Source organism: Pseudomonas sp. TWR1-1-4, assembly GCF_049897165.1.
In the GTDB taxonomy this organism is placed as follows: Bacteria; Pseudomonadota; Gammaproteobacteria; order Pseudomonadales; family Pseudomonadaceae; genus Aquipseudomonas; species Aquipseudomonas canadensis.
Genome location: NZ_JAFCVS010000003.1, coordinates 668,117 through 681,211, shown reverse-complemented (window position 1 = coordinate 681,211; position 13,095 = coordinate 668,117). Strand labels below are relative to the sequence as shown.

Sequence of the window (13,095 nt, the reverse complement as noted above, 5' to 3'; positions counted from 1 at the left end):
GCTTACACAAAGATTTGATCTTGTCGCCCAGATAAACCTTTCGCGCTCAAGGTCGTAGCAACCTCATCCGGAATCCGCAGCTATGTTTCGGTTAGCACGTGGGAGCATCAGACACTAGAGCGCCTTCTGAAGGCATTGTGATGAGGGTTACATCTCGACGAACCTTCAAGAAGATCCCTCTGCGTAACCTCGCCTTGACGCGTTCCGCATTAAGTTAGCTTCTGCCCCATTAGCCCCGAAAGCACTTCTCCGAGTAATACGCTCATTTCTCGTGCCGAAAGCCAGCTAGCGTTGAGTCCTATCTGCGCCTGAAGATCGACAGCACAGTCACTCTGGTGGGAGCAGATGAAATACCTCATAGAGCATCTGGCGATTTCAAGCGGCAGGTTTTGGGAAAGCGATGGCTGAGAGATATCCGTCTCCCCAAGAAGGTACAGATCCGACGACAGCGGCAGAATTACGTGGACAAGCTCATCATCCTTATCCATGAAGGGCTTGAAAGAGCGCTCGCTTCTCACATGGAACAGTACGACTGAATCCCCCAGAGGCAGATCGCCTGACTCAAATCTTTGAACCGAATAATGGAGTGCGCTGAAACGCTGGGCGCGGGCGGCTGGCGATACAGACTCGTTGAGAATGCGGACATGACTGGCTTTTATCATGTCGGGTATTGAACACTTAATCCGCATCAACAGGGCAGGCATCTGGGCTGCAAACATCGCAACGAGCGGCTCGATGATTTGGTCGAGGAGTGATTCATCTATAGTGAGCAAAGCCTGAAGCTGCTTCGGGCTAACATCGTGCTGTGCCAGGGCACTGTCAAAGACAAGGGATCCTGGTCTGAAATGATCTTGAGTCAACGCACGGAGGGTATCGGGATCTGAGAGATACCCAAGAATGCCAGTGGCACACTCATCAACCATCGACTGCATATTCTGACGAACATGGCGGCTTCTGATTTCTAGGTGAGCTAACAGCGCTGGAATCCCCTCGACCACCGCCTCGCTCAGGTTGCCAGCACGTAGGCTGTCTACCAAAGGTACGTAAACGTCACGCTCCTCGTCGGTGATTTTATCGTCCAGATCCGGCTCGCCGTCGATAGCATAAAAATGCCTTTCAAGTCCTACATCTTGAATATTTGCAGATCTGGGGGGCTTATTCTGTTCGTATACCCAGCACCGGACGATTTTGCCCTTACCCGGAGTTCTGAACCCTTTCTGCAAAAACCTTGGAATGAAGTGCTGTCGTGTCCCTGACATATCCCGCCCCCTTCAGATCTGTACGCATTATGTTGCCTTGGCGATTGCCGTCTAGAACAGTGGCCGGGGCAGGCCTAGACGGTTTCTTCCTCGGCCTGGAAGACCTCGATAAGCTTCTGATTGTAGTCATCCAGGTAGCTCTGAAGCCCATCACGGTCGATTAGCCGCACGCCCGCCGTGCTGGCCAACTCCTTCGCTGATTTCGTGTAGTAGGAGTTCGTGACTACCATGGCCTCGTCGCACCCATAAAAGGCTTTTGCGGAGATGGCTTGCTGCACAGCCGCATTGCCTACGGAGCCCGAGTAGTTCTTTGCCTGGATCACCATGTTTTTGCCGAAGCGGCTTACAAATAGATCAGCACCTTGGTCAGCCGTCTTCTTGGTCTCTTTAACGTCATATCCAATGGTCTGGAAAATCTCAACAAGGAAGGCTTCGAATTGAAACCCATCCATGGCATCCACTAGGTACATGGTGATGAACTGGTTCGGATTGAAATGCTCCAGCTGAGATCCCAGCCGTTCGACGAGAATATCGAAATAAATCTCCTCACAGAGGCTTAGGCCATTCCGGAAAACCTGTATCGGGAGGAGTGGCACACCAGATGTCGAAGCCGCTTGAGGATTGAATTGCACATTTGGGAACGCGACGTCATTTTCCCACAGGTAATAATAGAACAAAGCCAAGTCAGACCTGAATGTTGTCCCAGCCTCTTCAATCCAAGAACGTAATGTGTCGGCAAGGTCAGTTCGAATGTGCCTGGTCAACTCTCTGGAGAAGCCCAGATAGGCAGAGTTGAAGGCGGTGGTCTGCAACAGCTTGTCCAAGAGAGATGGAAGCCCTTCAAGCTCGTCAAAGCCTTTGCGAATCAAGACTTCCCTAAACAGTTCCCTCTCGCTGTACACACCATCCAATCGTGGCCCAGGTACGCCCGCGTCATCGCTGCTACCTGCGCTTTCGCGAGTTGTGTGAATGAAGTTCGTGAAGTATGGCTGCTTCAGCTCCGCGTACTTTCTCAAGACGTTATTCAAAAGATCATTAAGCTGGGCTTGCTCCTTCTTCTTCCCGAAGAAGTCCTGAATCAAACCTTTGGATCTGTATTGAAAGTCGGGATAAAACGAAGGATCCAGTGGCGTGAGGTGTCGCAACGTGAGCTCTGATGACGGCGAAACTTGAGAACCCATGCACCAGGGGCATGCGGTCTCGAAGGTAGTCCTGTTGCATCCATTGCATTGATAAATCATCGTTTTCGCTCCTTCTCAAGTCATCGCGCGCAATCACGCACATCGCTGCTAGCGACCATAGCTCAGTGCCATCACTCAGTCCACGAGCTTGTTTCTACCGCACACAGACGCATCAATGATGGCGAAACCCCATCACAGTGATTGGAGTGTCGCGCCGGCTAAGCTAGAGTTCCATCATCTATCAGCCGGACGCTCCGTTGCTGAGCAGTCATCAGGGAAGAGACTATGCAAATTCAGCATCTGGAAATCGCGAACTTCCGCAAGCTCCTATCCGTACGGGTCGACCTCTCAGCCGAGACCACACTCCTCGTCGGAGCCAACAACAGTGGCAAATCATCTGCGATGCTGGCCTTGCGCAAGTTCCTACTTTCGAAAGCATCGATTTTCAGATTGCAAGATCTTACTCTGAGCCATCTCGCCACAATCGACGCCATTGGTGAAGCTTGGGAGGCTGCAGATGATAGCTTCCCCATCCCAGTCGCAAATGAATGGGCTGACTGGTTGCCAACGCTAGATATTTGGCTTGAAGCAGCTCAGGGCGAGCTTCATCACATCCGAGATCTCATACCGAACTTCGCCTGGAAAGGCGGCCATGTCGGTATGCGGTTCCGGCTGGAGCCAGACGATATGTCAACGCTGTTTGTCGATTACCGCAAAGAGCGAGCACGAGTGAGGGAGCTTCAGCAGGAAATTCAAAAACAGGCAGCGCTAGGTACGCAGCCACCATCGCTTCCGCTCTGGCCGCAGAGTTTGCATGACTACCTGAATCGTCGAATCGGTAAAACCTTCAAGATCCGATGGTACCGACTTGATCCAGGCCAGCTACGAGCTCCTGATCCTGCAACTCGTAAAGCTAACCAGCAACCGCTTGCGGCCACAGCAACACCACTCGAGCGCAATCCCCTAACAGACCTGATTCGAGTCCACGAGATCAATGCTCAACGCGGCTTTGGTGACAGCGCTGACGAAGGCGTCCTAGAGGGAGTACATGGATCGGGCAGGAAGCTCTCGGAACAATTGCGAGCTTACTACAGCAGGCATCTCGATCCAGGCGATAGCCCAGATATTTCAGATTTGGAGGCACTCAGAGCAATTGAGGCAGCTCAAACTGCCTTTGACACACGCTTGAGCATGAGCTTTGCGCCTGCACTCAAGGAAGTCGCCGGCTTGGGCTATCCGAATAACTCCGACCCGTCCATCCGAGTTTCCACTCGCCTCGCCCCTACGGACGGGATGAACCACGAAGCAGCTGTGCTGTTTGAATTGGATTCCGTTGGAGGAGCCCCTGGGGCACCGCCTCTTAGGCTTCCGGAGACGTCCAACGGGCTCGGCTACCAGAACCTCATCTCAATGATATTCCGATTGATGGCATTTCGAGATGAATGGCTGAAGAAGTACAGAAGTCCTGAAGAGCAAAGTGCTACTGGTGTTGAGCCCATACATTTGGTTCTAATCGAAGAGCCGGAGGCCCACCTGCACGTCCAGGTTCAGCAAGCGTTCATAAAACACGCCTACCATGTGCTTTGCAGCGACCCATTGTTAGCGAAGTATCCGAACCTCAGGACACAGCTGATGGTCAGTTCCCACTCCAGCCACGTAGCTCATGAAATTGACTACGAAAACTTGAGATACTTCCGCAGGCTTCCGTCCGGCATGGCAGGGATACCAATCCCAGTCTCTACCGTCTCGAACCTAAGTGCAGTGTTCGGCGAGTCCAATCAAACGAAGGAATTCGTTACCCGTTACCTTCGGGCCCAACATGCCGACCTGTTCTTTGCGGATGCGGTGATCCTTGTCGAGGGAGCCGCTGAGCGCATGATGCTTCCTCATTTTTTGAGGCAACACTTTCGTTTCCTAGACCAATGCTACATAACCATTTTGGATATTGGGGGAAGTCACGCGCATCGGCTCCGGCCCCTGATCGACGCATTGGGCATTGTCACTCTGGTGATAACTGACTTGGACGCGGGTCTCCTACAGGTCGGCAAACCTGTAGAACGGAAGAGAGGCCAAACTACTAATAACCCAACCGTGCGCCATTGGATGCGAGCGGCAGGCCTTGGACATGATGTGGACTCATTACTGGATCTGACCTTTGACAGTAAAGCCCAGCAAATTGACGATCTGTTTTCGATCAGGATCGCTTATCAGACGCCCATTACTGTCCGCTTACCCAAAACTGGGCTAGATGTCGAAGCATTACCAAATACCTTTGAAGACAGCCTCGTCTTGAGCAATACAGAGCATTTTGCTAACAAAGCGGGGCGCGGGCTGATGCGATCCTTTGCCAAGGCGCTACGTGAAGCAGAAACCTCCTTAGAGCTTGGCACAGAGCTATTCACTAAGCTCAAGGATGGTGATAAGGCTGAGTTCGCACTACACGTTCTAGGCGATTCTGATTTCGCCAAGTTGAAGGTGCCTACTTACATCCATGAAGGCTTGGCGTGGTTGCAGTCCAAGCTCGAAAGAAAAAGCAAAGAGCTGCTGATCATCCCTTCAGCGATTCTCGAGGTGACACCATGAGCCGGCAGCCGGAAGCTGCTATGGATGATGTTCCAGATGCCGATCAGATCATTCAAGACTGTCTGAATCTCGACCATCCGAAGAGTTTTTTCCTATACGCCGGCGCTGGCTCTGGAAAAACCCATTCGTTAGTCGAAGCCGTGAAAACTCTAAAGGATAGGGAACGGCAACGACTGACTTTTGAAGGACGCCAAATCGCGATCATCACCTATACCAAAGCGGCGTCCGAGGAAATTACCCGCCGCCTTGAACACGACCCACTGGTGGTTGTGTCAACCATTCACGCGTTTTCTTGGCGGATGATTCAGGGCTTCAATGATGATATTCGTGAGTGGCTTCGGGTCAAGCTCACTCAAGATATTGGCGAGCTTAATGAGAAGCTCGGAAAGGCTCGAGGGCAAAACAAGACATTTCTAGCAAATCAAGCTTCGAGGGATAGCAAAGCTCGTCGCCTCGATTCCCTGGATGAGATATCAACATTCATATACAGCCCTACCGGCGACAATCGCGGTAGGCAATCCCTAAACCATAGTGAAGTCATTCAAATGGCCGCTGCTTTTATCCAGCAGCCTCCATTGCTGAACGTTATGGCGGATCTGCATCCGGTACTTTTGATCGATGAGAGCCAAGATACTTATGGGCCTCTCATGGACGCTTTTCTGCAAGCACAATCCCTCATCCCTGACCGTTTTTGTCTCGGGCTTCTCGGCGATACGATGCAGCGTATCTACAACGATGGGAAGGTGCGCTTGGAGGAAGCGATCCCTAGAGACTGGGCTGTGCCCGAAAAACGTATGAACCGTCGGTGCCCAACGCGGGTCGTTGATCTGATCAACGTAATTCGTGCGAGCGCAGACAGCCATCAGCAGAAGCCAAAGCCTGACGCTATAGAAGGCACGGTTCGAATGTTTTGCACCCAACAGATACCAGGTCAAGGTTTCGAGTTGGAGGAAGAAATCGCACACCGCATGGCAGCCATCACCGGCGACGCTCAGTGGGCAACTGGTAAAGACGGAAGAAAATCCCTGATTCTTGAACACAAGATGGCCGGACGCCGAATGGGGTTCGAGGGTGTGTTCACACCGTTGTATGGAGTTGAGCACCTGCGAACGGGGCTACTGGATGGAACACTGCCAATCTTGAAACTGTTCTTTGATCGGGTAGCCCCTATTCTTCGAGCTGCCAAGGCGAACAGTTTCAGCCTCATGGAGGCTGTTCGGCTTCAGTCTCCGCTTCTCGATACTAAATCTATAAAAGACGCGTCTGACCAGTTAGCCTTGCTTGATAAAGCAAGAGCAGCAACTGAGTCGTTATGCGAACTATTCAATGCCAACGATCCCCTGATCGGTGAGGTGGCTCATGTTCTGTTCGAAACAGCCCTACTAGATCTCCCTGATCGACTTGTGACAGCTCTATTGCTGGGCGCCACAAGTGATGATCCTCCCGACACATCGGATCGTGATGCATTAGAAACCCATGCATACCAGACCTTACTGGCGCGCCCCTTCTCGGAAATGGCTGCGTTCGCTGGCTATACCGAGGGACTATCCCCTTTTGACACTCACCAAGGTGTGAAGGGACTAGAGTTCCCTAGAGTCATGGTTATCCTCAACGACGAGGAAGCAGGTGGTTTCCTTTTCAGTTACGACAAGCTCTTGGGGGTCAAGCCTGCTTCTGACAGCGATGTAAAAAATCAACGCGAGGGCAAAGATGACTCCTTGGCTCGCACTCGTCGCCTGCTGTACGTCACTTGCAGCCGGGCCGAAGAAAGTCTCGCGATTGTGGTTTACACCACTCAGCCGGCGACGGCGAAACAGCGAGTGATTGAAGCAGGATGGCTCCAGCCAGAGGAGATCGAAATCCTATGACCTCCTCTCGCAGCTAGCTGGCCGGTAAGAGGGCTGAGGTTATTTACCTGCTGTGGAGTGCACCACCTTGCGGCTTGGCAGGCTATCTATTCTCGACAGGTTGAAATCCCCTGCCTAGAGCCTGCCAACTCGCTTGGTATAGACCGTTATATAATCTTTCTCCGGCTTGATCTTACCTACAAAACCACGATCATTGAGTGCCTGACAAAGACGAACATCAAGCTCCGAATTCGGCAACCGCACAGTCCGTTTACCCCCCAGCAACTCAGCATATCCATCGGAGAGCGAAGCCAGCATCGACGAAGTCGTAGCCCAATCGACATGCAGCTTGAGAGCCTGATGCAGTAGCTCCTGCTTTTCACGTTGCGAAAGACTGGCATCGCACGCCCGCGACGCAATAATGCTTCTGCAATTCCGGGGCATGACGAAATTCTCGGCATTAGCCCTGGCGCATACCAGTGCAAGTTTCCCGACTACAGTAACTTGGCTAGCCTCTTCTCGCTCAACCAAACCCTCCCACATCTCGGCAATGTCACCAATGGGCACACTGCGCGCGGCGCTGATCAAACCGACAGTCTTCGGATCGAGCTTTCGTAGGTCGACGTAGTCACGGGCATCAGCCCAGCACCTGATCAGATACGCCGCCTCTGCGTTTGGATCATTGTTGCCAATTTCCTCCAGAACCTCACCATCGAAGGGCACGAAATGAGCCTGGGCCAGAAACGCCCATCGGTCAGCCGATATTTTCAGCCCTACGAGAGACTCAGGGCCGACAGTGGTACTCCCGAAAATTTCATCCAGCGAGTCATCGTCAATCTCCGAAGCCAGCAAATAGGCTTTCAGGTCATCCGCATCATCTCTCGCATCATCCCAAAGCCGCTGAGCTTCACGGGCGTTCCTAGCAAGGAATGCTGTGAAGATGTCTCGGATACGATCCTGTTCTTCCTTGTCAATCGATTCAGATGGAGTCTCTGTTGGCCTTACAATCATGCCGAGATAGTAGCTCCACGCAGCACTTGGGACGGAGGTCACACGGTCTAGCTCAAGAGCTTTCTCCCAAATGTTATCGGTGAACCCTTCCAAGTCATCAATCAAACATTCGGTGTGCTGGAACAAATTCTCCTGCACTTCTAGATCATCCTCGACTAGGCCGAGAATGTACCTAAGGGACTCAGTATCTTCCTGGAGCTTACCTTGTTGCTTCATCAGCTCGAAGATGAAGTCTTCAGGAGCAATCTCAATCAATGAATCAAGTCCTGCGAGACTTAACGCTCGAAGGCGCTTGTAAGAGACATCTCCCCCCTCGTCCGCAAACGTTTTCAGGATCAATGCCATCATCGGGAGACTCAGTTGCAAGCAGCCCCAGCCAATCAATTGCCCCAGCGCACTCGCACCGACCTCTGCGGAGAGATTATTGAAGCGAACAGGCTCGCGGCGAAGCCACGCCCAGCCATCGATGTTCGAGGCCATACCTGTGATCAGGTAGTTAACACTTGTGAGACTGGCAATAACTTCAAGCAACGGCTGCCGATGAGCCATACCCTCAAGTTGTTGTTGAGACAACGCGTCCATGATCCCGCACACCAAAGCCTGTCGAGCGTCAGCCTCCTTGAATCGCTCAGTGCTCAAGATCACGGTGAACAACTCGGGGGCGAGTGCATACACAGCGCGAACGAGCGGTAACCTAGCATCCCCTGCAAGGATGATAGATACAGCCTCAGCCAATCGGCCCGCATTCTGATGGCCGCTTTGCAGGATGACGTCCAGCTTTTGCGTTCTTGTGTCGGACAGCTCAGTCAGTGGCGCCGATAGTGAGAGTTGAACAATTAGGTCAGCGATAATGCCTTTGCCATCCCCGAGAGCCTCATGCTCCAATTTGCCGACCACTCGCTCAGGATTCCGGACTGGCGAGGCGACGTCGAGGGTGGCACGGCGCCTGAGTGCGAGAATCAGATTCTGATCGTCGCGAGTCAGCGAGCCTTCGTAGAAAAATCCAAGATAATCTGTGTAATCGGTGTCGAGGTAGCCAGCGCGCATTAGGTAAACGACGATCTCCATTCCTGTCAGCCGCTGGTCAATGATTGCTCCATAATCACCACGAGCAGCTTCACGGAAGGAAATCGTCTTGATCTCGGTGAGCTTCCTCTCTGCCGCCCCAATGGCCTCATCCATTGACTTCATGGACTGATGAATCCATGCGAGACGGGTACGATAGGATGCCTGTGTAAGCGCGTCATTTGGACGAACAATATTTCCAACTGGGTTGTGATTCGCCCACTGCGAAAAGAGCATACCTTTGAGTTGCTCGGCCTCACAGACTCGAGTAAAGACGTCGTCCTGTAAAAATTCGTTGAGGGTTACTCGCTGATTACCGTCAACTAGAACGTAATTCGCGCTGTCAATTCCGCTAGCTTTCAACACCTCGAACCATACACTTAACCTCAGATCGATTAGTCGCTCTTCCCCGTGTTGTTCGCGCTGCGCCTTTTCCTCGGTTAGTCGATTGAGCTCAGCGACTGCCTGCGATGGCTGGCTAGCCCAAGCGGAAAGCCCGGTGAGCGAGCCGTACACCCTCCCACGCCTCTTACCCAGCTCTGCAAACTCTTCCGGGTAGAGGTTCCTGATCACCACGATAGCAAACAGTTTGTTTTGATCCAGGTTGAGACCGCCGTGGGACAGCAGGCTGGCAAAAATATCGTACTCATTGACGATATTCTTGATCAGCCGCATCTCATCTATGTAATAACAGACGGTCTCCACGAGAATTGGGTCAAGATCAGTACCCAGCTTTTTGCCATCAACAACCCGATTCATCATGAGTTCTTGAAGCTTCTCCCTTGAGTTTTCAGAATTGACGACAGGGATCACCGGGATAATCAGATCAAAAAATTTCGTCTTGTCGGTGACGGTAAACAGCTCGTCACGAATAGCGTAAATGAAGTGAACAGGTCGAGTTATTTGGGGCGAGTGCCGGATAGTGAAGTTGATCTCGCGCAAGCGAAAAAATATTTCCTGCGTTCCGAAACGATCCAGATCCTCAATCACCACGACGCGGACATCGCTTCGTTCAAAGCAATAAATAATTTCATCTACGTTCTTGTGGAGTACGGATCCGTGATTCACTGCCTCGAGCTTTCCACCCTTTAAGGTTAAGCCGTCGATACTGAACATAGATAGAAATTTGAGTCCCGAATAAAGAAGATACAAACCACCCAGCCCTGTTACCGAGACTGCCAGCCAACCCGGGATCATTAACAGGCTCGTCAGCAACCAAGCAGGATCTAACGTAGGTACTTCCTTCAATGTAGGGACATAAAGCCGCAGGCACGCAATGAGCATTACTCCCCAAAAAATCGTGCGCCTAGCGATGCTACGCCCTGATGTCTGGACAATTCGCTTGAGCCGGGTTTTGGGTACGCGTGCAGTTGGCACGGCGTAAAGGAGCTGCTGGACAATCGTTTCCTCGATCCTTGCGATCAAATCGCTTGAGGTATTACTCTCGCCGGAACCCTGAACTGGCTGGGAGCTTCTGGCTGAGGTCTCAGAGCGTTCAGCGTCCGAAACCGGCAACGGTGGAGGTGCATCTTTGCTGAAGGTTGCTAGTGAAACATAAGCCGTTTGAAACTCTGGATGCCGCTCAAAAAAGGTCTTGAGGACACTGCTCTTACCTGCTCCATATCCACCGGTAAGTGCGATGTTCAGAACCTCATCCTTTCCCAGTGCGCCAAGCAATTCGCGCTCATAGCGATCAAAGTGGTCACTATCGATGAGGACTGGTGTGAGTGGCTCAAAAGAACCTGGCGACGAAGATGCGGAGCACAGAGACTGGAAGATGCGGATCCCTTCTTTAGCAGCAACCAAAAAAGCGGCATAATTTAGTTTGATACTGGCTGACAGTCCGTGTGACATAGGCAATCCTGGCACTAGACACCCATACCTTCAGGCTTGGGTATCTGCAAAGTAATTGAGCACCAGCTAGGCCGGCGCCATCTTCTATAGCGGCTATATGCCATAATTACTAGGCTCTGAGCCAGCAATGCTTTAGCCGCCTAGATATTCAGCATCTCGCGACCCAATGGTGACATTTGTTCTTCCAGCTTTGCTCAGGAACGACACCAAACCCATGGCTCGCATAGGGCAGCTGAAATGAAACAGCCTCAGGTCGACTTTGATCTCAAACGCGTCTCGCACCAGTACACGGCTTGGAGCCGATAGCTTCGGGTCTCATTTTAGGCTTTAAATGATACACCCTGACTCAAACCGCTATCCGCGAGAGTCAATTGGCTGGAGGGCTCTACGCGTCAACGCCTTATTTCTCACTTGTAAATATTCACTTTCCCTTTGCGTCCTTTCTTTTTTACTTCGCCGCTTAATTTCGTTAAAAACATCATCTCGATGCCTATTGAATTGCATCCGTTCCCGTAGCATCGCAGACGTCGATGAGGATGGCCACATCAATACCTCACCCTCGTTGAACAGGTGCCCATTGTTTATCATGTCTAGGGGCCACAGATTTTCGACATGATGATCAATCGAACGGCACATGTATGCAAGTCGATAGGCCTTGTATCCAAGGCAATTGGCGACAAGATTATAAGCAAAGTTTAGTTTCATCGGGTTGCCAGCAGCCCTAACCAACTTTAGGAGCTTTCTTGCATGGTATTTAATTTGCGCAATACTCATTCCTTTAGCTGTACCAAGACAAACCAGTACATCAGCTAACCTGTCCTCTCTGAGCACGTAATCATCCGAAGGCGCCCAGTTTGAAATGTTATTTGCATTCAAGAAAGCTTGGAGATGATCACCCAAGTGTATAATTGCAACTCTTGCGGTAAGGAGTTTGTCGACTTCTTGTGCGGGGTACACTGTGTAATTCATGCTGGCCAACGCTCGCTGGTCGTTTCCTTTCAGTCATCATAATCAAAAAAAATCAAGTTGCAAGCGTCGGAAAACACTGCCTGTCAATACATACTCAATCTTTTATTAATATATTGACACTACTCTTTTAAGTGATGGGTTGCTCATTTACCGCAATCGTTGGTTAGTGCTCAAGAGTGCCGACCCTACAGACGCAGAGAGGCTACATCCAAAGTTCAATGTGCTCATTGTTCAAGCTTCGAAAAAAACACGGCAGGCGTTCATCAAAGCAGTTGCGTCATTTGAAGCTCGGTGGTGCCTGGTTGTCGGCAGTAGTCGATAAATGTTGCTGGCAGCCTGCCGACCCACGAACACCTCCAAAGGCTTCAACTCGAAGGTAGGTCTCAGATCTGCTGCTTCATAAAGGACGTCGAACCAAAACACGTCTTGAGGTGAGTCGCTGCAAAGCACCTGGCCTGAAAACAGCTGATTCATATTTCTCGCTACAGCGTCTGGGGTATCACCTTCCTGAAGCAAATGATCCTGAGTGAGGCCATGCATGTCTTGCGCATCGAACGACCAGTGCGTCCAGTACCGGACTGGCTTGATAAGCGAGCTGAAGGAGGTCTCACTCGACACGACGGCGACCTCGATAGGATAGCTATCAGGAGCTATTCCAGAGGATTCAAAATCAATAAAAAACGAAGGACGTTTCACCTTGCTGCTCCTGCTTGAAGGCTGCGATTTTTCAGCGGCTCCACCGACTGCTTGTGTGTTTGCGCAGCCATCGCTCGAACTAGCCGTTCTTGCTGTTAGCAGCCTGTGCAACTCGGTGAGTTTGCAGATGCTGCATCTCACGCTCCCATTCATTCAGGAATTTATCCCAGTCTGAAGCGTACGGCCCATCAATCAACCTGGTCGACCCGATGCTTGCCTGGTGGAAACGCTCTCTCCAGGGTTGCGGAATAGTCCGCTCCAAAATGATGTCGATTCCGGAGTAGTGGCGCATCACCGACACAGAGTTACGAACCTCAATGAGGTCGAGTAGCTTATCGCTACAGGGGGTGTCGTTTCGCTCTTGGTCGTCGAGACCATCGAGGATGGCAAGGAGGTCGGATGCGTTGGGATCACCAGGACGGAGGCTGGCAAGTGCCCACAGAGTTCTTCGCCTAGCGCCCTCAAGCTGACGGAGTTCATCGTGGGTCATTTCAGCCGCATCCTTGTTGATTTGATATCGGGCAGTAGCCATGGCGTGCCGCCTGCGGCGGAAGGCTGGCGAGAACTGAGCCACGGCTGCGCCGCGTCTCAGCCCGTTGGGCGCTCATCCCACACGCCTGCGCGCTCCGC

Annotated in this window: 7 protein-coding genes; 2 read left to right on the top strand and 5 right to left on the bottom strand. The window is 51.7% G+C overall.

Annotated features, from left to right (window positions below; genetic code table 11):
• Positions 1-209: 209 nt before the first annotated feature.
• Both ACP7C6_RS11530 and ACP7C6_RS11525 read right to left on the bottom strand, forming a co-directional pair.
• Positions 210-1,259, bottom strand: a complete 1,050-nt coding sequence (locus ACP7C6_RS11530; RefSeq protein WP_426108759.1) for a DUF4238 domain-containing protein — start codon at positions 1,257-1,259, stop codon at positions 210-212.
• Positions 1,260-1,333: 74 nt separating this feature from the next.
• Positions 1,334-2,500, bottom strand: coding sequence for a restriction endonuclease (locus ACP7C6_RS11525; RefSeq protein ID WP_426108758.1), 1,167 nt, complete (start codon positions 2,498-2,500; stop codon positions 1,334-1,336).
• A 225-nt stretch (positions 2,501-2,725) separates the two neighbouring features.
• Between ACP7C6_RS11525 and ACP7C6_RS11520 the strand changes: the two genes are divergently transcribed.
• Positions 2,726-5,023, top strand: a complete 2,298-nt coding sequence (locus ACP7C6_RS11520; RefSeq protein ID WP_426108757.1) for an AAA family ATPase — start codon at positions 2,726-2,728, stop codon at positions 5,021-5,023.
• A complete protein-coding gene (locus tag ACP7C6_RS11515; RefSeq protein ID WP_426108756.1) occupies positions 5,020-6,891 on the top strand; it encodes a UvrD-helicase domain-containing protein in 1,872 nt (623 codons plus the stop codon). The genes ACP7C6_RS11520 and ACP7C6_RS11515 overlap by 4 nt, the downstream gene beginning before the upstream one ends.
• A 114-nt stretch (positions 6,892-7,005) precedes the next feature.
• Here the strand turns inward: ACP7C6_RS11515 and ACP7C6_RS11510 are convergent, their stop codons facing one another.
• The 3 genes from ACP7C6_RS11510 to ACP7C6_RS11500 form a co-directional block, all read right to left on the bottom strand.
• Positions 7,006-10,800: a hypothetical protein gene (locus ACP7C6_RS11510; RefSeq protein WP_426108755.1), complete on the bottom strand. Its 3,795-nt coding sequence runs from the start codon at positions 10,798-10,800 to the stop codon at positions 7,006-7,008.
• Positions 10,801-12,000: 1,200 nt separating this feature from the next.
• A complete protein-coding gene (locus ACP7C6_RS11505) occupies positions 12,001-12,465 on the bottom strand; it encodes a hypothetical protein (protein ID WP_426108754.1) in 465 nt (154 codons plus the stop codon).
• A gap of 79 nt (positions 12,466-12,544) precedes the next feature.
• Complete coding sequence (locus ACP7C6_RS11500) at positions 12,545-12,955, bottom strand: hypothetical protein (protein ID WP_426108791.1); 411 nt, start codon at positions 12,953-12,955, stop codon at positions 12,545-12,547.
• Positions 12,956-13,095: the final 140 nt, after the last annotated feature.